This is a genomic window from Sphingomonas sp. SP1 (assembly GCF_058313395.1).
This window is the reverse complement of sequence record NZ_JBZFLC010000001.1, coordinates 2,354,891-2,376,691: the sequence shown is the minus strand read 5'-3', so window position 1 is coordinate 2,376,691 and position 21,801 is coordinate 2,354,891. Positions and strand designations below refer to the sequence as shown.

The 21,801-nt window shown below is 65.2% G+C and carries 24 protein-coding genes; 12 read left to right on the top strand and 12 right to left on the bottom strand.

The genetic code is table 11. The features are described from left to right. Positions 1-3: 3 nt before the first annotated feature. Complete coding sequence (purS, locus tag AC4GYS_RS12050; RefSeq protein ID WP_491109315.1) at positions 4-237, bottom strand: phosphoribosylformylglycinamidine synthase subunit PurS; 234 nt, start codon at positions 235-237, stop codon at positions 4-6. A gap of 126 nt (positions 238-363) precedes the next feature. On the opposite strand from purS, the gene AC4GYS_RS12045 reads away from it, so the two are divergent. Together AC4GYS_RS12045 and AC4GYS_RS12040 are read left to right on the top strand one after the other, a co-directional pair. After that, complete coding sequence (locus AC4GYS_RS12045; protein ID WP_491109314.1) at positions 364-513, top strand: hypothetical protein; 150 nt, start codon at positions 364-366, stop codon at positions 511-513. 32 nt (positions 514-545) lie between these two features. Next, positions 546-1,097: a Pycsar system effector family protein gene (locus AC4GYS_RS12040; protein ID WP_491109313.1), complete on the top strand. Its 552-nt coding sequence runs from the start codon at positions 546-548 to the stop codon at positions 1,095-1,097. On the opposite strand, the gene AC4GYS_RS12035 is transcribed toward AC4GYS_RS12040, so the two are convergent. Genes AC4GYS_RS12035 through AC4GYS_RS12025 form a run of 3 tightly spaced genes read right to left on the bottom strand, consistent with a single transcriptional unit; the run spans position 1,094 to position 3,831 of the window. Further along, positions 1,094-1,999 (bottom strand): NAD-dependent epimerase/dehydratase family protein, encoded by a 906-nt coding sequence (locus AC4GYS_RS12035; protein WP_491109312.1) that lies wholly within the window; start codon positions 1,997-1,999, stop codon positions 1,094-1,096. The genes AC4GYS_RS12040 and AC4GYS_RS12035 overlap by 4 nt on opposite strands. Further along, on the bottom strand, positions 1,996-3,030 hold the full coding sequence (gene obgE / locus AC4GYS_RS12030) for a GTPase ObgE (protein ID WP_491109311.1): 1,035 nt from the start codon (positions 3,028-3,030) through the stop codon (positions 1,996-1,998). Before obgE ends, AC4GYS_RS12035 begins: the two co-directional genes overlap by 4 nt. A 39-nt stretch (positions 3,031-3,069) precedes the next feature. After that, entirely contained in the window at positions 3,070-3,831 is a 762-nt protein-coding gene (locus AC4GYS_RS12025) for a sulfite exporter TauE/SafE family protein (RefSeq protein ID WP_491109418.1), read from the bottom strand. A gap of 208 nt (positions 3,832-4,039) precedes the next feature. On the opposite strand from AC4GYS_RS12025, the gene epsC reads away from it, so the two are divergent. Both epsC and AC4GYS_RS12015 read left to right on the top strand, forming a co-directional pair. After that, the gene (gene epsC / locus AC4GYS_RS12020) at positions 4,040-4,693 is read left to right on the top strand and encodes a serine O-acetyltransferase EpsC (protein ID WP_491109310.1); all 654 of its coding nucleotides are present in this window, start codon (positions 4,040-4,042) and stop codon (positions 4,691-4,693) included. After that, positions 4,690-5,037: a DUF2794 domain-containing protein gene (locus AC4GYS_RS12015; RefSeq protein WP_491109309.1), complete on the top strand. Its 348-nt coding sequence runs from the start codon at positions 4,690-4,692 to the stop codon at positions 5,035-5,037. The genes epsC and AC4GYS_RS12015 overlap by 4 nt, the downstream gene beginning before the upstream one ends. Here AC4GYS_RS12015 and AC4GYS_RS12010 read toward each other — a convergent pair. From AC4GYS_RS12010 to lepB, 5 genes are all read right to left on the bottom strand, one after another. Further along, positions 5,015-6,151, bottom strand: coding sequence for a hypothetical protein (locus AC4GYS_RS12010; RefSeq protein WP_491109308.1), 1,137 nt, complete (start codon positions 6,149-6,151; stop codon positions 5,015-5,017). The two genes, AC4GYS_RS12015 and AC4GYS_RS12010, sit on opposite strands and share 23 nt — an antisense overlap. A gap of 167 nt (positions 6,152-6,318) precedes the next feature. After that, positions 6,319-6,624: a glycine zipper 2TM domain-containing protein gene (locus AC4GYS_RS12005; RefSeq protein WP_491109307.1), complete on the bottom strand. Its 306-nt coding sequence runs from the start codon at positions 6,622-6,624 to the stop codon at positions 6,319-6,321. Positions 6,625-6,782: 158 nt separating this feature from the next. Next, positions 6,783-7,676 (bottom strand): GTPase Era, encoded by an 894-nt coding sequence (gene era / locus AC4GYS_RS12000; RefSeq protein WP_491109306.1) that lies wholly within the window; start codon positions 7,674-7,676, stop codon positions 6,783-6,785. Then, entirely contained in the window at positions 7,673-8,338 is a 666-nt protein-coding gene (gene rnc / locus AC4GYS_RS11995; RefSeq protein WP_491109305.1) for a ribonuclease III, read from the bottom strand. The genes era and rnc overlap by 4 nt, the downstream gene beginning before the upstream one ends. Next, entirely contained in the window at positions 8,335-9,144 is an 810-nt protein-coding gene (gene lepB, locus AC4GYS_RS11990) for a signal peptidase I (protein WP_491109304.1), read from the bottom strand. The genes rnc and lepB overlap by 4 nt, the downstream gene beginning before the upstream one ends. Before the next feature lie 89 nt (positions 9,145-9,233). On the opposite strand from lepB, the gene pgi reads away from it, so the two are divergent. The 5 genes from pgi (at position 9,234) to AC4GYS_RS11965 (ending at position 16,287) form a co-directional block, all read left to right on the top strand. Next, positions 9,234-10,739: a glucose-6-phosphate isomerase gene (gene pgi / locus AC4GYS_RS11985; protein WP_491109303.1), complete on the top strand. Its 1,506-nt coding sequence runs from the start codon at positions 9,234-9,236 to the stop codon at positions 10,737-10,739. Next, positions 10,736-12,082 carry a glutathione-disulfide reductase gene (gorA, locus tag AC4GYS_RS11980; protein WP_491109302.1) on the top strand — a complete coding sequence of 449 codons (1,347 nt, stop codon included), beginning with the start codon at positions 10,736-10,738 and terminating at the stop codon, positions 12,080-12,082. The genes pgi and gorA overlap by 4 nt, the downstream gene beginning before the upstream one ends. Positions 12,083-12,101: 19 nt before the next feature. Then, positions 12,102-13,688: a phytoene desaturase family protein gene (locus AC4GYS_RS11975; RefSeq protein ID WP_491109301.1), complete on the top strand. Its 1,587-nt coding sequence runs from the start codon at positions 12,102-12,104 to the stop codon at positions 13,686-13,688. Beyond that, entirely contained in the window at positions 13,685-14,881 is a 1,197-nt protein-coding gene (locus tag AC4GYS_RS11970) for a CaiB/BaiF CoA transferase family protein (protein WP_491109300.1), read from the top strand. Before AC4GYS_RS11975 ends, AC4GYS_RS11970 begins: the two co-directional genes overlap by 4 nt. 83 nt (positions 14,882-14,964) lie before the next feature. Then, entirely contained in the window at positions 14,965-16,287 is a 1,323-nt protein-coding gene (locus AC4GYS_RS11965; RefSeq protein ID WP_491109299.1) for a hypothetical protein, read from the top strand. Here AC4GYS_RS11965 and AC4GYS_RS11960 read toward each other — a convergent pair. Beyond that, positions 16,284-17,021, bottom strand: coding sequence for a hypothetical protein (locus AC4GYS_RS11960; protein ID WP_491109298.1), 738 nt, complete (start codon positions 17,019-17,021; stop codon positions 16,284-16,286). The two genes, AC4GYS_RS11965 and AC4GYS_RS11960, sit on opposite strands and share 4 nt — an antisense overlap. After that, positions 17,018-18,220, bottom strand: coding sequence for a toxic anion resistance protein (locus AC4GYS_RS11955; protein WP_491109417.1), 1,203 nt, complete (start codon positions 18,218-18,220; stop codon positions 17,018-17,020). The genes AC4GYS_RS11960 and AC4GYS_RS11955 overlap by 4 nt, the downstream gene beginning before the upstream one ends. A gap of 222 nt (positions 18,221-18,442) precedes the next feature. Here AC4GYS_RS11955 and AC4GYS_RS11950 point away from each other — a divergent pair, with 222 nt between their 5' ends. From AC4GYS_RS11950 to AC4GYS_RS11940, 3 genes are read left to right on the top strand one after another with little or no spacing between them, the layout of a single operon-like run. Then, entirely contained in the window at positions 18,443-19,774 is a 1,332-nt protein-coding gene (locus tag AC4GYS_RS11950) for a pilus assembly protein TadG-related protein (RefSeq protein ID WP_491109297.1), read from the top strand. Then, positions 19,771-20,265 (top strand): TadE/TadG family type IV pilus assembly protein, encoded by a 495-nt coding sequence (locus AC4GYS_RS11945; RefSeq protein WP_491109296.1) that lies wholly within the window; start codon positions 19,771-19,773, stop codon positions 20,263-20,265. The genes AC4GYS_RS11950 and AC4GYS_RS11945 overlap by 4 nt, the downstream gene beginning before the upstream one ends. After that, positions 20,262-21,023, top strand: a complete 762-nt coding sequence (locus AC4GYS_RS11940; RefSeq protein WP_491109295.1) for a TadE/TadG family type IV pilus assembly protein — start codon at positions 20,262-20,264, stop codon at positions 21,021-21,023. Before AC4GYS_RS11945 ends, AC4GYS_RS11940 begins: the two co-directional genes overlap by 4 nt. Here the strand turns inward: AC4GYS_RS11940 and AC4GYS_RS11935 are convergent. Next, the gene (locus AC4GYS_RS11935; protein WP_491109294.1) at positions 21,020-21,781 is read right to left on the bottom strand and encodes an enoyl-CoA hydratase-related protein; all 762 of its coding nucleotides are present in this window, start codon (positions 21,779-21,781) and stop codon (positions 21,020-21,022) included. The two genes, AC4GYS_RS11940 and AC4GYS_RS11935, sit on opposite strands and share 4 nt — an antisense overlap. Positions 21,782-21,801 lie beyond the last annotated feature (20 nt).

Below are 21,801 nucleotides of genomic sequence, written 5' to 3'. Positions count from 1 at the left end.
ACCTTACCCCAATCGCTCGATGCGAAAATTCTCGATCACCGTATTGGCCAGCAGCTTGCGGCACATGTCCTCGATGGCGGCATCGTCGGTTCCGTCGGCCAGGTCGAGCTCGATGAGCTTGCCCGCGCGCACGTCGTTCACCCCTTCGAAGCCCAGACCCTCCAGCGCGTGATGGATGGCCTTGCCCTGCGGATCGAGGACGCCGTTTTTCAGGGTGACGAATACACGAGCCTTCATCGGATCCTCGGGTCGGGGGTGATGCGCGCCCTATGGCGGGCGGTCCTGCCGCAGGCAAGCTTTACCATCTCTTCACCTTGTCGTGGAACAAGGGCGGCTCCGCTCCGGGGAGGGAAGGGGGAGAAGATGAGTTTCATCGCGCTGATCGCGTTCGCCATGCTTCTATTCATGGGGCATAGCTATGGCGCGTGGGAAGGTGCGTCGGGCAACGTACAACTGACCCTGGTGATCTGTTTTCTGCTCGGGGCGGTTTGCGGCTACAAGACGCGCGGTTGACGGCTGGGCGCGGGGCGGTCAGCATCCTGCCCATGAGCGAAGCGGACCTCAGACCGGACTCCAAGCCGGGCGATCCGGGCTACAGTTTCCCAAAGGAGGTCCATAACCTCCTCGTCGCGGCTGACAGCGGGCACATGGCCCTGTCGGAAATGGCGGACAACAAGTCGTCGATTTTGATGGGCGCGAGCTTCGTCGTCTTCAGCCTGTCGATCAGCGACATCGCGGAGGGCAAGGCCAGCTTGCCGCTGATCCTTTTGACCGCCTTTTCGTTCATGGCGACGCTGCTCGGCATCCTCACCGTTCGCCCCGGCCCGGTCAAGAAATGGACGGTCACGCCAGAGACGGTGAACCTGCTTTATTTCGGGTCGTTCGCAAACATCAGCCGCCAGGAATATGTCGAGCAGATGATCAAGGTGCTGTCTTCGGAAGAAGCGACCTACCGCCACCTTGCGGGCAGCATCTACGATCATGGTTGCATCCTGCGGCGAGAAAAATACCGCTGGCTCTACTGGAGCTACACCTTCTTCCTGACGGGTCTGATCGTCACCGGGCTGGCGGTCGTATGGGAACTGGCTGTCCGCTAAAGCCAGCCGGCCTTGCAATACCAGGCAACCGTGTCGGCCAGACCCTGCTCCAGCGGTACGCTTGGCCGCCAAAGGGTCGATGGCGGCGCCTTGCTCGCATCCGACACCCAATCGGGGTGGCAGAAATATGCGGCCCGATCCGGGGTCAATTTGGCGCCGGATCTCCGAACCAAGCGATCAGCCTTGGCGCCAAGCTTCAATAACGCCGCGGGCAGCGGGATCAGCAGCGGATTGCGCTCGACCGCGCAACCGATCGCCCGCGCGAAGTCGGCATGGCTGTAGCCCCCGGGGTGGCCGTCATCAGGTTCATAGATCACCTTGCCCGGCGTTCCCGGTGCCGTCAGGCTCAGCAGCAGGCGCGCGAGGTCGTCGGCGTGGATCGCCGACATTCGGCCGGCCGGGGGAAGCGGCATCACGCCCAGCCGGGCGGCCTTGAACAGTTCCAGCATCTCACGGTCGCCCGGGCCGTACACTGCTGGCGGCCGGACGATCGCCCAGTCGAGCCCGCTCTCCTGCACCAGCCGCTCGGCATGGGCTTTGGAGCGGCCGTAAAGGGACAATTGCGGCTCACGCGCGGCCAGGCTGGAAACATGGATGAAGCGCTGGACGCCGGCCGCGGTGGCAGCGGCCAGCAACTGCAGGGTTCCGGTGACATTGCCGGCGGTGAATTCCGCCTCGTCGGGTGCATTCACCACGCCCGCCACATGAATGATCGCGTCGGCTGCGCGGACCAGCCGATGGACCGCCTCACGGTCGTCGAGTGCACCGTCCACCCAGGTCACCCGGGTCATCTGGGGTTGGGGACGTCGCGTCAGCGCGGTGATTGCAATGCCTTCGCCAATCGCCTGCTTCAGCAGCCGGCCGCCGACGAAGCCGGTCCCTCCGGTGATCGCCAGCTTCACAGGGGCGACCAGGCCTTTTCGGTCACCCGTTCGTCCGCCGGCGCCGCGCCGAGGGTCTCGGCGATCCGATCGAGCAGCGCCTCGAGCCCGTCGCCCGTCGCCGCCGAAATCACCAGGGGCTCCTGACCGAGCTCATCGGCCAGTTCTGCGCGAAGCTCTTCCAACCGCTCGCCGTCGACCAGATCGGCGCGGCTGAGCGCCACGATCTCTGGCTTTCCTTCCAGCCCTGCGCCGTAATTGTCGAGCTCGCCCCGAACCACCCGATAGGCCTCGGCCGGATCCTCACCCTCGGCATCCACCAGGTGCAGCAGCAGCTTGCAGCGTTCCACATGGCCCAGGAACCGGTCGCCGATCCCCGCACCCTCCGCTGCGCCCTCGATCAGCCCGGGAATGTCCGCGACAACGAATTCAACGCCCTTGTGCCGCACCACCCCCAACTGCGGCCGCAGGGTGGTGAAGGGATAGGCGCCGACCTTTGCTACGGCGTTGGTGGTGCGGTTGAGGAAGGTCGATTTGCCCGCGTTTGGCAGTCCCACCAGCCCCACGTCGGCCAGCAGCTTCAGGCGGAGCCAGACCCATGCCTCCTCGCCGGGCCAGCCCGTGCCATGCTGGCGCGGCGCCCGATTGGTGGAGCTTTTGTAGCTGGCATTGCCCCGCCCGCCGTCGCCGCCGCGGAGGAAGACGATCCGCTGTCCCTCTTCCGTCAGGTCGGCGAGCAAGGTCCGCTCCTCGTCGTCGGCGAGGATCTGGGTGCCGACCGGGACCTTGATGACCAGGTCCTCACCGCCGGCGCCGGTACGATTGCTGCCCGCCCCACCTTTGCCGCGAGGCGCACGGAAATGCTGCGTGTAGCGGAAATCGATCAACGTATTGAGGCCGGGCACCGCTTCGAAGATGATGTCGGCGCCCTTGCCGCCGTCGCCGCCGTCGGGACCGCCATATTCGATGAACTTTTCGCGCCGGAAGCTGACCGCGCCCGGTCCGCCCGCGCCCGACCGGACGAAGATCTTTGCTTGATCGAGAAAATGCATGGGCCGGCCTCTACCCGCTCCGGCGCAGGAAGGCCAACTTCAGGCCAGGAGGTTCCACACGCCCCAACCGCTGGTCAGTGTCAGGACCACTCCGACCAGTACCAGCAGCTTGTCCGCTTCCACGCGCTTGGCGATGACCGCGCCGAGGGGGGCGGCGACGATGCCGCCGATCAGAAGGCCCACGATGGCCGTCGTGAAGGCTTCCAGACCGATCGTCGCCAGGAACGTGGCGCTGATTGTCAGCGTAAGGAAGAACTCGGCGGTATTGACGGTGCCGATGGTCGTTCGCGGCGTGGCGCCCTGGACCATGAGGTTGGAGGTGACGATCGGACCCCAGCCGCCGCCGCCCGCGGCGTCGAGGAAGCCGCCGATGAGACCGAGCGGTTCAACCACCTTGGGCTCGCGCTCCGTATGCTTGTGCATCGCGCCCCGGTAGAGAAGGTAAAGGCCAATGCCCATCAGGTACGCGAGGACGACGGGCCGGGCGACGTCCGCATGGATGTTGCTGATGACATAGGCGCCAAGCACGCCCCCGATCACGCCGGGGATGACGATCCGGAAGAACAACCGCCAATTTACGTTGCGATGCGCCACATGGCTGATCGCCGACACGCCGGTCGTAAAGGTTTCGACGGTATGGACCCCGGCAGAGGCGGCGGCGGGCGGGACGCCCATGCTCACAAGCAGGGTCGAACTGATCGCGCCGTAGGCCATGCCCAACGCTCCGTCGACCAGTTGCGCTGCGAACCCAATCAGAACGAAAGGAATGAGCACGGCCGGATCGGCAAGAAAGTCGAAAATGGCGGCTAACCCCTTGTTGCCTGTCTTCGCGCCTTTGCCGGAGGCACAAGCCCGCTGCAAGAGTCGCGAAACCGGGCTGGCGTAAGCGCGCAGCTAACCGCCGCACGACCGCGGACTTTCATTCGAGGCCGGCAGAACCTAAATTACCGCCCCGGAACAACAGGACTGCCAGGACTCGCTTTTGTCGCTGCTAAGCTATCTAGACTCGGTGCAGACGCGGGACCCCGCGGCGCGTACCCGCTGGGACGTCCTGTTTTATCCTGGAGCGTGGGCCATCGCCCTGCACCGGGTGGCGCACTGGCTGTGGATGGGCCGGCTCTATTTCCTTGCCCGGATGGTGAACCACCTTGCGCGCTTCCTGACCGCGATCGATATTCATCCGGGGGCGAGGATCGGGCGGCATTTCTTCATCGATCATGGCTTCACCGTCATCGGTGAAACGGCCGAAATCGGAGACAATGTCACCATCTATCAGAATGTCACCCTTGGCGGCACCAATCCGTCCACCGGGGTCGGCGGCAAGCGGCATCCCACCTTGCGCGACAATGTGGTGATCGGATCGGGCGCCCAGGTCCTCGGCCCGATCGAGGTGGGCGAGGGCGGCCGGGTCGGGGCCAACGCGGTGGTAACCAAGGACGTGTTGCCGAACACGACGGTGGTGGGGATTCCGGCGCGGCCTGTTCCGATCGACCTCGTGCACTATAGCCCGGGCTTCATTCCCTATGGGACGCCATGCGGGGAAGACGTGGACCCGGTTCGCGCCCGTCTGGCAGAAATGGAAGGTGAGCTGCAGGCTCTCCGGCAAGAAGTGCAGGCGTTGAGGGCGCAGACCCAGTCAGCCCCGGAGGCCAAGAGCGCGTGAGCGTCGTCCACCCTTTTCCGGGTGCTGCGGCCCGGAAAGCCGCAGTGACCGCGTTCGAACGATCGGAACTCCAACGGATCCTCGACCTCTATGGCCGAATGGTCGCCGCCGGTCATTGGCGTGACTATGCGATGCACTTCGGCCCCGAGGTCGCAAGCTTCGCTGCCTTCCGGCGCGCCGCCGAACGGCCGGAAGTGCGGATCGAGAAACGCCCCTCGCTTCGGCTGAAGCAAGGGGCGTGGGCATTGATCTCGGAACATGGCGCGGTGCTGAAGCGGGGGCACGAGCTTCAGCCCGTACTCGCCCCGCTGGAGCGCCGGCTTATGCGGCTGGTTGAGGAATAAGCCGCTCCCCGAGTGATGGCAGGCGCGCCTGCAAGCCTTCCGGTAGCTTGGTGACGATCGCCGCGCGGGCCTGGTGCCAGAAGGCGGACAGCAACAGCAGCGCCGAACCAATGACCAGCGCGGTCAAAGCAATGTTGAGCTCCACCGCGCCGAAGGTCTCGAACAGCCGATTGAGTGCGAACAGCACATAGGCGAGCGCCGAAACCAGCAGGGCACGACGGTCGATCGCCAGCGCGGTCAGGCCAAGCGCCACATAAAGGGCGATCACGACCAGCCCCTCTCCCACCGACGCGGTCCCATCGTTCAGGTCGAGCAAAGTGAAAACGGGATGCACGATCATCGGCGCCGCCAGCAGGTGCAGCCAGAAGGCCACGTCCGACCGGCGCGTCAGCCGCTGCGGATCGCTTGAGTCCCAACGCATGGCAAACAGGAACACGCCGATGCCGAGCGCAAGGACGAAGCCCAGGATCAGCTTGTCAATGTTTTCGACCGGACCAAGCAGCGCCACCAGCAGGCCGACGGCGACCGCCGCCGCCGCCGCGGCACCCGCGGCGATGGTGATCGGAACACGGAACCGACGCCAATGAAGGTAAGTGGCACTCACGGTGATTGCCGCTGCCAATGCTCCGGCAATTCCGGCGACGGCCGTGCCGAGCCGCTCATTGTCGTTGAAGGCGTCGGGCCCGAAGATGCTCATGACCCCCATCGCGAGCAGGAAGCCGCCGGCGGCGAGCACGCCGCCGGCAAACGCGAGTAGGAGCAGGATGGAGGGAAGGGCCATCCGCCGCTTGGCGGTGAAAAACTCAGCCAGGCCCCATGCAACCGCGGCAACCAGCGCGGGCGCGAGCGGGGAAGGGCCGGCGGTCCCGCCATCCGACACGATAAAGCCGACCGCCTGGCCGATGCTCTGCCCGATCCAGCCGACCGCAAATAGCAAAATGGCGGCCGCGATCGAAACGAAGATGTCGTTGAAGCCGGTGATCAGGCGAAACTGTTCTTCATCGACCGCCGGCGAGGAGCGCTGACGCTCCATGTGTGCGCGCAACGCCGCCGCGGAATCCGGGCTTAGCGCCCCTGCCGCGACAGCATCGTCGATATCTGCTTGTGAGTACATGACTCCACCTCCCTGTCGGCCGCGAGCCTAGGTGCGGTGTATTGCCATGTCAACACAGTCGCCGGCGGCCGTCCGTTGTCGCCGTCAGGGGACCACAGCGAAGGAAAGGGAAGCTAGGATGGCCGGCGTTCGACTGGGGGTGGGGTCGGGAACGCCGGCCAAGCCGATTAGCGGCAGCGGTAGCGCTTGCGGCCTCGATCGACTTCGCGACCGATCAGCGCGCCGGCAGCGGCGCCAAGAATGGTGCCCGTGGCGCGTTCGCCGCGGGTATCGATCGCCCGGCCCACCAGTGCGCCGCCGGCCGCGCCGACGATGAGGCCAGTGGTCCCGTTGGAGCGCTTGCAGCGCAGGCGGCCCTTGCCGTCGTACCAGGTCTTGCCGCTGTAATAACGGCTGTGCGCCTCGGCCGGGACGGCCATGGCGACGGGAACGGTCATGCTCGTGGCGGCCAGCGCCAACATCATCTTCCGCATTGGGATCTCCTCTTCTCGTTGCGGTGTGCGGATAAGCTGGTGGGGGCCTCAGCATGAACCCGCAGCAACGACGAGGGTCCGGTTAACGGCGAACGCGCCCGTTAACGGCGAGTCGTTGGTCGGCAGATGGTGAGGAGGCGGAGGCGGTTTGCCGGATGTTACTCCGTCCACTCCAGGCCGATCTCACGATACAGGCCGCGGTCTTCGTCCCAGCGGGGATTAACCTTCACGTGAAGGAAGAGGTGAACCTTGCGGTCCAGATGCTCGCCGATCGCCTCGCGTGCGGCAGCCCCGATCGCTTTCAGCCTCGTCCCGCCTTTGCCCAGCACGATTGCCTTCTGGCTGTCCCGCTCCACCAGAATCTGCTGGTGGATGACGGTCGAGCCGTCCTTGCGATCCTCCCACTTCTCGGTTTCGACTGCCGATGAATAGGGCAGTTCCGCATGGAGCTGCAGGTAGAGCTGCTCGCGGGTCAGTTCCGCCGCGACCATCCGGTCGGTCGCGTCCGACAGCTGGTCCTCGGGATAATGCCACGGGCTGTCCGGCATCGCGGATGCGAGATGGGCCTTGAGGTCGGCCACGCCATCTCCGACAGTTGCCGAGATCATGAAGATGGCCTCGGGCTGCAGCCGTTCGGACAGGCGGGCTGCGAGAGGGAGCAGCTCTTCCTTCGACGCGAGGTCGACCTTGTTCAGCACCAGGATCCGGGGCTCGGGCCGCTGCTCGACGCCGGTCAGGACTTCCTCGACCCGCGCGCCAAGCTTCGCGGCGGCATCGATCACCAGCAGCACACGATCGGCGCTCTCGGCGCCTTCCCAGGCCGCTTGGACCATCGCCCGGTCGAGCCGCCGGCGGGGAGCGAAGATGCCGGGCGTGTCGACCAGCAGGATCTGCGCGTCGCCGGCGATCGCAATGCCCATCAGCCGGGCGCGCGTGGTCTGCGCCTTCGGACTGACGATCGCGACCTTCTGCCCGACCAGCGCATTGACCAGCGTCGACTTACCCGCATTGGGCGCACCCAGCACAGCCACCAGTCCACAGCGTTTCGTCACCCGATCTTCTCCAGTAAGGCGGCCGCTGCCGCCGTTTCCGCTTCCTGCTTGCTTGAACCCTCCGCTTCGGCGTCGCCGCTGCCGGCCACGCTGACCCGCACGGTGAAGGTTGGGGCGTGCGGCGGCCCTCGGCGTCCAACGACCTCGTACAGCGGGGGCCTACGGCCCCGACCCTCGGCCCACTCATGCAACAGGGACTTGGGGTGGCGCGGGGCAGCGGAATCGAGCTTGGCGACATGATCTTCCCACGCGGAACGAACGAAGGCTCGGGCAAGCTCGAGGCCGCCCTCCGCGTAAAGGGCGGCGATCAGCGCCTCGACTGCATCCCCGACGACGTTTTCGCTTCGCTTGGCACCATCTTCCCGGGCCTGTTTGCCCAGTCGAAGCTGGCTTGGCACACCCAGCTCGGCACCGACCTCCGCACACATTGAGCGTGACACCAGGTTGGTCAGGCGATGGGATAATTGACCTTCGGGATCGCTGGGAAAGCGTTCGCTCAGCCACTCGGCAATCACCAGGCCGAGCACTCGGTCGCCCAAGAACTCAAGCCGCTGATAATTGTCGCGGCTGAAACTGGGGTGGGTCAGCGCTCGCTCGAACAGCTGCAAATCGCGTGGCCGATGACCCAGCTTCTCCTCCGCCCAGGCGGCAAGGCGGCTCATCGATGGGTGTCCCCGATCCGCTCGGGACGCAGAGCGGTAAACCAGGTCCAGGGCAACAGCCACGAAGAACTGCCGTCGGTCGACCAGAACGTGATCATCGCCCGTCCTACCAGCGCCTCGACAGGGACGAAGCCCATGCCCCCCAGCGCCGGGGAAAAGCGGCTGTCCGCGCTGTCGTCGCGATTGTCGCCCATCACGAAGACCGAACCTTCCGGGACGGTGACGGGCCCGAAGTCGTCGGCCACTGGGTTGTCGACCTGATCGAGCACGACGTAGCTGACACCATTGGGCAGCGTTTCCCGGAAAGCCGGATAAGCGCAGGCAGGACCGTTTGGTCCGCCGCGTATTTCGGGCTGGGAAGGTGGTACCCGCCTACAGGGGCTGTTTTCGGATACCGGCATCAGATGATCGCCGATTGCCGCTCGTTCCACCGGCCGGCCGTTCAGGACAAGCCGGCCATCGCGCGTCGCGACCGTATCGCCGGGCAGGCCGATGACGCGTTTGATGACGTCAACCCCGGTCGGACCGCGGAAGACCGCGACGTCGCCGCGCTCGGGCAGGCGGCTGAAAATCCGGCCGTCGAGCGGCGGAAAGCCGAACAGGAAACTCGCCCGGCTATAGCCGTACGGCCATTTGGCGACGATCAGATAGTCGCCGATGTACAGGCCGGGAAGCATGGAGCCGGACGGGATGCTGAAGGGTGCTACGATCAGGCTTCGCAGCAGCCAGGCGAACAGCGCCAGCCCGAGCAGCGATTTCCAGAAACTGCCGGCTTTTTCCTCTCGGGGCTTGTGTTGCTCGTCCATGCGCCCGCTTCTTTAGACCCGGCCCCGCAAGGTCAAGGGCGGTGCCGGGGCAGGGTGGCTTTTGCGGTTCCGGTGGCTATGTAGCCGCAATGCCTTCTCACCCGACTGTTCAGGAGGTGCTCGGCGCCGCCGAGATCCGGCCTCTGTCCCGCCTGTTCGCCGACGATCCCGACCGGACCGCCAGGCTGAGCCACGATCTGGCCGGCATCCATTTCGACTTCAGCAAAACCCATCTGACGCCGGCCCTGCTCGAAGCGCTCCCTGAGCTTGCCGAGGGATGTGGCCTGGCGGAAGCGTTCGAGCGCCTGTTCGGGGGGGAGGTGGTCAATCCCACCGAAGGCCGCGCCGCCGAACATCCGGCCGAGCGTGGGCACGGGTCGGCCGAAGCAGTTGCGTTGGCGACCAGCCGCCGGACACGGATGCGTGGCCTGATCGACGCCATCGAAGCCGGCGCGTTCGGAGACGTGACCGGCGTCCTTCACATCGGCATCGGGGGCTCGGCCCTCGGTCCGGCCCTGCTCGTCGATGCGCTCGGCCGGCGGGAGCGGCGGTACAAGGTCGCGGTGCTGTCCAACATCGACGGACAAGCGTTCGACTCTGCCGTCGCCGACCTCGATCCGGCGACCACCCTCGTCGCGGTCGCGTCCAAGACGTTCACTACCGCCGAAACCCTTCGAAACGCGCAGGCTGCGCTGGAATGGCTGGGCGAGGGCGGGGTCGAGGATCCCTACGGTCGCCTGATCGGCATCACCGCCGCGCCGGACCGGGCGGTTGAATTCGGGATCGACGAGACCCGGATCCTGCCCTTCGCCGAAAGCGTCGGCGGGCGCTATTCGCTCTGGTCGGCGATCGGATTCCCGGCCGCCCTGGCGCTCGGTTTCGAAGCCTTCGAACATCTGCTGGATGGCGCCGCAGCCGTCGATGCGCACGTCCGCGAGGCGCCCCCGGCCTCGAACGTCGCCTTGATCGCCGCCCTGGCCGACCGGCTTTATGCGGAGTCCTTCGGCGCCGGCACGCGCGCTATTTTCGCCTATGACGAGCGCCTGCGCCTGCTGCCGTCCTATCTTCAGCAGCTGGTGATGGAGTCCAACGGAAAGTCGGTCACGGCCCACGGCCGCCCGCTCGAGCGTGCAAGCTCCGCCATTCTGTGGGGCGGCACCGGGACCGATGCCCAACATGCGGTATTCCAGCTACTTCACCAGGGCACGCATCTGTCGCCGGTCGAGTTTGTCACCGTTGCGGACGCCGATGACGATCAGGATCCGCTGCACCATCGCGAATTGCTGCTCAATGCCTTCGCGCAGGGAGCCGCGTTGATGAGCGGCCGCGCCAGCGACGATCCGGCGCGCCATTATGAAGGCAACAAACCTTCGACGACGATCCTGCTCGACGAACTGGATGCACGCACCCTTGGCGCGTTGCTCGCCTTCTACGAACACCGTACCTTTGCCGAGGCGATCCTGCTGGACATCAATCCGTTCGATCAGTTTGGCGTTGAGCTTGGCAAGGACATCGCCCGGGCGATCGACGATCCCGAGCAGCGCGAGACCTTCGACCCTTCCACCCGCGCCCTGATCGAAAAGGCTGGCTTGTGAGCGACTTCGACTTCGACCTTTTTGTTATCGGTGCCGGATCTGGCGGGGTCCGCGCTGCGCGGATCGCCGGCGGTCATGGCGCGCGGGTCGCCATTGCCGAAGAATATCGGGTCGGCGGGACGTGCGTGATCCGGGGCTGCGTTCCCAAGAAGCTGCTGGTCTATGGCGCGCACTTTGCCGAGGATCTCAACGACGCGGCGATGTTCGGCTGGGACGTCGGCAATTGTCGCTTCGACTGGCCGGTACTGCGCGACAATGTGCAGGCCGAGGTGTCACGGATCGAGGGCGCGTATGGCGACACGCTGCGCAACAACAAGGTTGAGCTGATTGCCGAGCGTGCCACCATCAGCGGAGCCAACGAGATCCGGCTTGCCTCTGGCCGGACTGTTACTGCCGGCAAGATCCTGATCGCCGTCGGGGCGCGGCCCTCGCTGCCGGAGATCGAGGGTGTGGAGCACGTCATCACCTCCAATGAGGTGTTCGGGCTGGAGCGCATGCCCAAGCGGGTGGTGATCGCAGGCGGCGGCTACATCGCGAACGAATTCGCCGGCATCTTCCACCAGTTCGGCTCGCACGTCACAATCGTCAATCGGTCGGACACGATCCTGCGCGGCTATGACGAGCAGATCGTCGACCGGCTGGTGAAGATCAGCCTCGCGAAGGGTATCGACTTCCGCTTCAACGCCGGCTTCGACCGGGTCGAGAAGCAGGCAGACGGCAGCCTTCGGTGCGTGATGAAGGGCTGCGACGATATCGAGGCGGACGAGGTGCTGTTCGCCATCGGGCGCCAGCCCAATATCGAAGGGCTTGGGCTCGAGGGCGTCGGAGTGGCGCTGGGCGAACGCGGCGCGATCAAGGTCGACGCGGACAACCGGACCAGCGTGCCCACCATCTTTGCGGTCGGCGATGTGACCGACCGGGTTCAGCTTACTCCCGTCGCGATCCGCGAAGGCCACGCCTTCGCCGACACTTTCTTCGGCAACAAGCCGCACAGGGTCGACTACGGTTGCATCCCGAGCGCCGTCTTCTCACACCCGCCGATCGGCGCCGTTGGCCTTACGGAAAGCCAGGCCAAGAACAGGCTCGGCGGCGTTCGCACCTTCACCTCCGATTTCCGGGCGATGAAGAACGTGCTGGCCGGCCGCAATGAACGGTCGCTCTACAAGCTGGTGGTGGACGGCGCATCCGACGAGGTGGTCGGTCTCCACATGATCGGACCGGACGCACCGGAAATTCTTCAGGCCGCCGCGATTGCGGTCAAGGCCCGCTTGAAGAAGGCCGACTTCGACGCCACGGTGGCCCTGCATCCAAGCATGGCCGAAGAACTGGTGCTGATGCGCTAACCTGGGTCCGGGGGGACGATTGACGTACGACGCGATCATTATCGGCGGCGGCCACAATGGCCTGACCTGCGGTTACTATCTGGCCCGGCGCGGCCTGAAGGTCGCGATCCTGGAAGCGCAGGACACGGTCGGCGGCGCGGCAGTCACCGACGAGTTCCTGCCCGGCTTTCGGAATTCCGCGGCCAGCTACACGGTCAGCCTGCTGCAGCCCAAGGTCATCCGCGACATGGAACTGGAGCGGCATGGCCTGAAGGTCGTGCTGCGCAAGATCGACAATTTTCTCCCCGGCGAGAACGACTATCTGCTCGGTGGCCGCAATGGGCTGACCCGCGCCGAGATCGTGCGCCATCACCCCGAGGACGGTGCCGGCTTCGACCGCTACATGGCCGAACTCGAAACCGTCGTCCCGTTGATCCAGAAGTGGATCCTCAAAAGCCCGCCGCAGGCCGGGGCGGGGGTCCGCGGGATACCGTCACTCCTCAGCTTGGCCAACGACATGCGCGGCCTGTCGACCGACCAGATCCGCATCGTCCATGAATATGCCACCAAGTCGGCAGGCGACATTCTCGACCAACACTTCCGGGGCGATCTGGCCAAGGCGTTGTTCGGCTTTGACGGAGTGGTCGGCAATTTCGCCTCGCCCTACACGCCAGGCACTGCCTACGTGCTTCTTCACCATCTGTTCGGCGAAGCGGCCGGCGTGCCCGGGGCGTGGGGCCATGCCATCGGCGGCATGGGCGCAATCACCCAAGCGATGGCCAAGGCCGCCCGCGAGGCCGGGGTCGACATCGTGCTCGGAACGCCCGTCGAGGAAGTCATCGTCGAGCGGGGCCGAGCGGCGGGCGTGGTCGCTGGCGGCAAGGCCTGGCGCGCCACCCAGACGATCGCCGGCGTCAACCCGCGCCTGTTGTTCGACCACCTCGTTCCAAAGGGCTCGATGCCGGAAGCGGCCGAGCGGCACCTTGCGGGCTGGTCCTGCGAAAGCGCCACCTTCCGAATGAACGTTGCGCTCAGCGAGCTGCCCAAATTCACGGTGCTTCCGAAAAAGGGCGATCACCTGACCGCCGGCATCATCATGGCGCCCAGCCTCGATTATATGGACCGCGCCTTCACCGACGCAAAGCAAGGCGGATGGAGCAAGCAGCCGATCATTGAGATGCTGCTGCCGACCACCCTCGATTCGAGCCTCGCGCCCAAGGGCAAGCACGTCGCCTCCCTGTTTTGCCAGCATTTCCGCTATCGGCTCCCTGCCGGCAAGAGCTGGGACAAGGTCCGCGACAAGGTGGCCGACCATGTCGTCGCCACGGTGGAGCAGCATGCGCCGGGTTTCGCGGCGTCCATCATCGGTCGGCAAATCCACTCGCCGCTGGACCTCGAGCGTCGGTTCGGCCTCATCGGAGGGGATATTTTTCACGGCAAGATGGGCCTCGACCAGCTCTTCAGCGCAAGACCGATGATCGGTCATGCCGACTACCGCATGCCGCTTCCCGGCCTTTATCTTTGTGGTTCCGGCGCGCACCCGGGCGGCGGGGTCACCGGCGCGCCCGGCCACAATGCCGCCCAGGCCGTCCTGGCCGACCGCAAGCCGTGGCGCCGCCGGGCGTGAAGCCGCTTGAAGGGATTCGCGTCCTCGATCTCAGCCGGGTCCTGGCCGGGCCCTGGTGCACCCAACTGCTCGCCGATCTGGGCGCCGAGGTCATCAAGGTCGAGCGGCCGGGGCAGGGCGACGATACCCGTCACTGGGGGCCGCCGTGGCACGGCGCGGGGGAGGAACGGGTGGCCGCCTATTTCCTCGCTGCCAATCGCGGGAAGCGCTCCGCCGCAATCGATTTTGCTCGCCCCGAAGGCGCCGAGCTAATTCGCCGTCTCGCCGCGACAAGCGATATTGTGGTGGAGAACTTCAAGGTCGGCGGGTTGAAGCGATTTGGGCTGGACGCCCACAGCCTGCGCGACGCGTACCCGCGGCTGGTCTATGCCAGCATTACCGGCTTCGGGCAGGGTGGTCCCTACAAGGACCGCGCTGGATACGATTTCATGATTCAGGGCCAGGCCGGACTGATGAGCATCACCGGGCAGCCCGACGGCGACCCGGGCGGCGGCCCGCTACGCGCCGGGGTGGCGGTGATCGATCTGTTCACCGGGATGTACACGGCAAGTGCGATCCTGGCAGCGCTGGTCCGGCGCGGCGTGACAGGGGAGGGCGCGCACATCGACAGCGCCTTGTTCGACGTGGGCGTGGCCGTCCTCGCCAATCAGGCGAGTAATTACCTTGTGTCGGGCAAAGAACCGCCTCGGCAGGGCAATACGCACCCGAACCTGGTGCCGTATCAGCCCTTCGATTGCGCGGACCAGCCGCTGATCGTCGCTGTGGGCAATGACCGGCAGTTCGCGCGATTGGCCACCATCCTTGGCGCATCCGAGTGGGCCGACGACGATCGCTTCGCCACCAACGCTGCGCGGGTCGCCAACCGGGACGCGCTCGTTCCCTTGATGCAAGAGCGGTTCGCCCGGCGGCCGGCCAGCGAATGGTTCGCCGAGCTGGAAGCGTCTGGCATTCCCGCCGGTCCGATCAACAGCGTTGGCCAGGCGCTTTCCGACCCGCAGGCCGCCTATCGCGAGCTGGTGCGGGAAATGGCCGGATTCCGCTTGGTCGGCTCGCCACTGCGAATGGACGACAACGCGCTGAATGCCGATCTCCCTCCGCCGCGGCTCGGCGAACATACGTCCGCCGTATTGGAGGAAGCTGGGATCGACCGCCAAGCGCTCGAGGTGCTTCGCAATGCCGGTGTGATTTCTTGATCGGTCCTACCGACGCGGAACCGACGAGCATCCGGACCCATCGGCGCCAATGGTTGATCGGTCGCAAAAAACGTATCGCCGACATGCCCGCTCACTTTCAGGTCTGCCAAATCGGCGCAGACCTGTTTTTGCACCACGACCCGGAATTGCTTGTCGCCGAGGACGCTTCGGGCGTGCTCACGCTGGGCGTGCTGATCGGCGATGCCCGGGATACGCCGGCCGAACACCGGCACCATCATTCCGGTCGGTTCGTGACCATCGCCAAGGGACGGCTCCATCTCGACGCGACCGGATCGATGGCCGTTTTCTATGCGGAACAGGCCGGGCCTGTGATTTGCAGTTCCAGCGTTGCGCTGATTGTGAAGACGACTGGCGCGGCAACCCGAAATCGCAAGCTCGAATGGATTGGCAAGTCCATGAATTGGGACCCTAGCCCGTCCTGTCGTGCTGTCGGTTTTTCGCGCCTGTATACCGACCAGGCGCTTGAGCTGGAGCGCGGCACGCCTCACCATCTGCCCCGTGCGTTGCTGCCGCTCGCCGGCGATCCCGCTAAGCGGCTGGCCGACTATCTCGCCGGTTACATCCGGGACCTCAAAAAGCTTTCCGTGCCCGTTTTCCTTCCTTTAACCGGCGGGCAGGATTCACGCACCCTGCTCGCCGCCGCGTTGGCTGAGGGGCTGGAATTCACCGCCTACACCGATCTTCGCGGCAAGCGGAGCAAGGTCGACGATCATGTCGCCCGTCGGCTGGCGCGTCGTTACGGCTTCCGCCACCGTTCTCACTGGCCGGGTGGGTGGGATGAACCGGGCACTGGACTATACGCTCGGCATACCGCGGGCTGCGAGGGCGACAGTATCGGAACGCAAGTCGCTCATCGCTTCTACGACGCCTTCCCGCCGGGCGCCGTATCGTTGAGTGGCGGTGTGTTCGAAGTCGGCAGGGTCTTCTACGGCAAACGGCTCGGCTCGATCGATTTCTCGGCGCCCGCGACGGCCGCGCGGCAGATCGCCGCCGTCTTCCTCAGTGACGACCAGGCGGTCATCGAAGCCGTCGAACAATGGGTTCGATACCGCCAGACGCACCCGGTTGACGGCATGGATCTCGTCGAGATGTTCTACCTCGATCAGCGTCTTGGCGCCTGGGCTTCGGCCAATCGCCAGGCCGAGGACTCGACCGGCCTCGTCCGCCTGACCCCGATGAACAGTTGGGTTGCGATCTCGATCCTGTTGTCGGTTTCACGCAAGCGCCGCGTTCACACCGATCTGCAGGCGACCGCGATGGACCTGTTGGTGCCCGGCATCAGCACGGCCGAGCCCATCAATCCCAAATTCCCGCACAACGTTGCGGCCAGGCTGGAATTCAGACTTAGGGCCGCACTCAAGGGCCGACCTTTCCTGAAGATCTAGGCCGGCGACTCGGGCTCGCCATATTTCGATTGGATGAAGCGGCCTTGCGTCTGGAACGCGTCCATATCGCGCCGGGCCAGCCGCTCGCCGACCTCGTTCAAGGCGGATCGCGCAGCGCCGAGCCCTTCCACCAGCCGTTCGTCCACCGTCTTGCCTTCCGCGTCCGGCTGCGTGCGATAGGCCGGGGGGACGTTGGCGTAGCGGTCCACCAGTCCCGGCAGGTGCACGCTCATCAGTCGCCGGGCATCCTGCGCGTCCGGGTCGAGCGGGTCTACTCGCTCCAGGGTCGCCTTGAGTGTGCCCAGATGGGCGCTGATATCGTCGACCACCTCCTGCGCCGGGCGGGGGAGGGACCGGCGGCTTTGGAACAGATAGCTGTCGAAACGCTGCACCATCTCGCCGTTGGGAACATCCTTCGGCACCGACGCGGCCTTGGCTTCGCCGAACACGTCGTAGAAGAAGATCAGTGCCGCAATCCCGCCCGCCAAAGCAACCGCGGCAAGGAACCCGATCATTCCGATCGGCGTGATCAGCCCGACGATGATGGTGATGATGCTGACCAGCAGCACCACCATGGCGGCGCGGCTCAACGCGCGACCATAGCGTTCCAGCGTGCGCTGCCGCTCGCGGCGAGCGGCTGAGGCGACGGAGCCCTGCTTCTCGTCGAGCGTGCGGTTGACCCGTTCGACGATTTCGAGGGTGCGGGCGACCTTGTTGGAGGTGTCTGTGCTCACTTCACCTCGAGCGGTACAAAGGCGGCCGGTCCCTCGAGCTTGGCCTGACTCGCACCCTCGGCCCGGGCGATATAGCCGCGCGACTTCTCGACCTCGTTGCCGAGCGTATTGACCGTCTGCTTCATGTTCTCGAGCGCCTTCAACTTGAAGCTGTCGATCGAATCCATCGTATCGTAGATGTTCTGGAACGCGCGCTGCAGCGTTTCCAGGGGGATGGTCGACGAAGCCGCCTGCTCGTGGATCGCCGCCGACTGCGTCTTCAGCATCGACCCCGTGCTTTCGATCATGCCGGCCGTGGTCGTGTTGAGTGCGCCGATCTGCTCCAGGACCAGCCGCTGGTTGGTCAGCGCCTGCGCCACTGTCACCGCCGTCCGCAGCGCTGACACGGTGGTGGTCGAGGCGCGGTCCACACCTTTCACCAATTCGACATTGTTCTTCTTGACGAGGTCCAGGGCGAGATAGCCCTGCACAGTGACCGCCATCTGCGTCAGCAAGTCGGTGGTCCGCTGCCGCGTATAGAACAGTGCGGTCTCGCGGATTGCCTTGGCCTTGGCCGGCTCGGTCGCGTCGAGCTCGTTGGCCTTGTCCTCCAGCTTCGCATCGAGCGCCTTGGAGATGTGGATCATCTGTTCCAGCCGGTGCATCGTCTTCCACAGGTTGGCGCGCTCGGTGTCGATGGCCGCATTATCCATCAGCAGTTCGTCCTTCCCGGACTGCAGCCGCGCCAGGATCTGCGAGATATGGGTCTGCGATGACTGATACTGCCGGAAATAGTTGGTTAGCTTGTTGCCGAATGGGATCAGACCAAACAGCTTGCGCCCCGGGGACATGGCGCCGTTGCGCTTCGGGTCGAGCGCCTCAACCGTGCGCCGAAGCTCGGTCAGGTCGGCGCCAATGCCGGTATCCGCGTCGATCGCCTTGACCGGCCGGTCGAGAAAGCGGTTGGAAGCGCCGGCCGCTTCCGCGATCTCCTTGCGACCCATGGCCGTAAGCTGATCGACCTTTCGGCCGAAATCGGGGCTATTCGCATCCAGCGAGACCAATTCACCGACGAACTGGTCGACCTTCTGTTCAAGCTGGCTCTGCTCGGCCTCCTTGAGCGGGACCAGACCCGCGGCCTCGGCCGGCGCAACCGTTTGCAGCACGGCCGGGGGCTCGAGGTTCAGTTTGGTCTCGGTCTTGGTCGTCGTGCTCGCCATCATCTTCCCCTTGTCCGGATGCCCACCATGAAGGGGCCAATCCACCCGCGCAAGCGCAGTTGCTGTGTTATAGGGATGGGACACCGCGGCTTCAACAGATGTCCCGGATCGAGGCTTTTCGCTCGTTAACCTTCTCTCTTTGCACTTCGCTCACCCTGTTGCGGCTAGCTGAGGGCCAGAAAACCGCCAAGCGCGGCCGAACAGGTGGGAGCGAGAGCTGACATGATTGGCTTTCTGAAGCGATTGAAGAAAAATCAGCGCGGCAACGTGCTGGTCATCATGGCCGCCGCCATGCCGATGCTGGTCGGCATGACCGGTCTTGCCACCGACACCATTCAGTGGGCCTTGTGGAAGCGCCAGTTGCAGCGTGCCGCCGACTCCGCTGCGATCGCCGGCGTTTACGAACGCAACGCGACCGCCCTCGGCGCCACGGATGGGGTCGAGGGCGCGGTCGAGCGCGACCTGGCGCTGAACCAGCATGCGGGAACGCTGCTCGGCGAACCCATCCTGGGCTATCCGGCCGACACGTCCGTTCCCGACAAGCGAATGAACCAGGTCAGCGTGACCCTGCGGGTGCAGCACAAGCTTGCCTTCAGTTCCTTCTTCATCGATACCCCCGCGATCGAGGTCAGGGCAACGGCGGCCAGCGTGCCTGGCGCCGGCGAATATTGCGTCATCGCGCTTGATCCGCGCGACGTGACCGGGGCCGACATCGGCGGCAGCACCAGTGTCGACCTTGGTGATTGCTGCCTGATCGCCAATTCGACTCACTCCAATCAGGCGTTCAAGAACACCGGCAGCGGATCGTCGGTGAAGGCCGGTTGCATCGCGGCGGCCGGAGGCGTGGATTATTCCAGTTCGTCCAATTGGGTGGTTGGCGGCTACTTCCCCTACAGCGAGCCCGCGGCCGATCCTTATGCCGACCTCCCGATCCCGACCCAGCCGACGGAATGCAGCAAGACCTGGAACATCGGCAATCAGCTCAAGGACGATACCGATCGCCGGACGGTCGACAGTCCCGGAGAGATCGTCTGCATCTCCAGCGGGTTCACGATCAATGCGAAGCTGACGTTGGGTTCAGCGACCTATGTCATCGATACCCAGAACAGCAACGACGACCTGACGATGAACTCGACCGGATCGAGCCTCAATTGCGTCAGCTGCACGATCATCCTGACCAACTTCGGTGATCGGGCCAATACGGGGAACGTTCGGCTGACCGGCGGCACCGTGAATATCTCGGCTCCGACCGACGCGGCCAATCCGTATCGCACCGTGGTCCTGTACCAGGACCGGCTGGCGACGGACGATAACAAGCGCAACACCAACCACGTGAACGGCAACAATACGTCGGGCGTTGAGGGGGTCATCTACATGCCCAACCGTTCCCTGCTCTATAACGGCGGCGGCGGTGTTGCTCAGGGCAAATGCATGCAGCTCATCGCCAAGCGGCTGGACTTCAGCGGCAACAGCAAATTCAAGATGGCGAACACCTGCGGCGGGATGCTCAATCCCCATAGCGGCGGCGGCTGGCTCGTCAGGCTGGTGGCATGATGACCGGGCGCTTCATCCAGCGGCTGCGCAGCGATCAGCAAGGCGCCGCAATCATCGAGCTTGCGATGGCCGCCCCGATCCTGGCGCTGCTCGTCATGGCCGCAGCCGACGTCGGCTCCGTCTTCAGCCGGAAACTCGCGCTGGAGCAAGGCGCTCAACGTGCGGTCGAGAAGGTCATGCAGACGACCGAGCTCGACAGGGTTCAGGACAATATTTCCGACGAGGTCGCGATCCAGGCCAACGTCGACCCCAGCCAGGCGGTCGTGACCTTTCCGCGCTACTGCAACGATCGGTTGATGACCGACACCGCGCGCGATGCCGACGGGTTCGCGATGGGCACCAACTGCGACGCCGGCGAGGTCCCTCGCCACTACATTCTGGTCACCGTCACCGAGGAATATGACCCGATCTTCCCGTTCCTCAGCATGGGCACCAAGCTGGCGAACGGCAAATACAAGATCGAGGCCAAGGCAGGGATGCGCACAAAATGAGCAAACATTTCCTCATCCGCGACGATCGCGGCGCCACCGTGGTAGAGCTCGCCTTCGCGCTGCCGGTGTTCATTGTTCTCGTCTGGAGCATGGTCCAGCTGGGCCTGGTCTACCGGGCCAACTCGGGCATCCAGCATTCGCTCGGGCAGGGCGCGCGCTTCGCAACCCTGTTTCCGACGCCCACCGACGAACTGATCGATCAGAAGATGGACGAAGCGGTCTACGGGATCGGGCCGGGCACGTTCCAGACGTTCGTAAGCAACCCGGTCGATGATCCAGCGACCGAGGACGTCAACGAAAGCAGGGCCGGCTACAAGGATCTGCGCGTCACCTACACGCAGCCGACCGACTTTCTGCTGTTCGAAGGCCCGACCATCAACATCACCAAAGCCAAGCGGGTGTGGGTGGCAGGTGCTGCCGCAGCGAGCAGCAGTGGTAGCGGGACAGGCGGCACGGGCGGCACGGGCGGCGCTGGCGGGACTGGCGGGACACCATCACCGGCCCCTGAACCGGCACCAGCGCCGGCCCCAGCACCGGCGCCAGCGCCAGCGCCAGCTCCGGCGCCAGCTCCGGCACCAGCACCTGCGCCGGCCCCCCAACCGGATCCGACGCCGACGCCAACGCCCACGCCGACCCCCACAGTGACGCCAACACCGTCGCCAACGCCCGCGCCTGCGCCTGCTCCGTCACCGACCCCAGGCAACGGCAACGGCAATGGCAATGGCTGCAAGAAGGCGAACGGGAAGAACTGCGTCTAGCGCTTCGCCTTCGCCGAGAAGAAGGCGGTGATCGCCGCCTTCACCTCGTCGGAGGTGAGACGTTCGGAGAAGTGGCCGTTTTCCCACTCCATCCGCTCAAGCACGGCATCGTGCGACGGGCCGCGAAGCAGGCGCTGGGTCAACCTCAGCGCCTGTTCGGGTTTGGCGAGCAACGCCTGGACCACGCGCTCCAGTTCCCCGGATAGGGTGCCGCGGTCGGCGCGATGGCTCACGAGACCATAGCGCTCGGCCTCCGCCACTCCGAACGGCTCACCCAACAAAAGATGCTTTGCTGCCACCCGCCGTCCGGCAAGCTGCGGCAGGATGAGTGAGCTGGCCGCTTCCGGCACCAACCCCAGGTCGGTAAACGGCATGACGAAGCGGCTGCCTTCCTCGGCGATCACGAGGTCGCAGTGGAACAGCATGGTGGTCCCGATGCCGACGGCGTTGCCATGCACCGCCGCGACCAGCGGTGTCATGTTCCTGGCGAGCGCGCGAAGCAGCCGCCACACCGGGATGTCGGTCTGTCCGTCCTGTGGCATCTCCTGCAGAAAATCGCCGAGATCGTTGCCGCCGGTGAAGTCCTCGCCCGCGCCTTCCAGCGTGATGATCCGGATGGTTTCGTCCGCCGCCGCACTTTCGATCGCGTCGGCCAGGGCAGCGTACATTGCGACCGTGATCGCATTGCGCCGTTCCGGCCGGTTCATGGTGAGGGCGAGGCGCGGCCCGCGACGGTCGATCAGCACATGGTCGGTCATGGACGCCCTTGTGCCGAGCG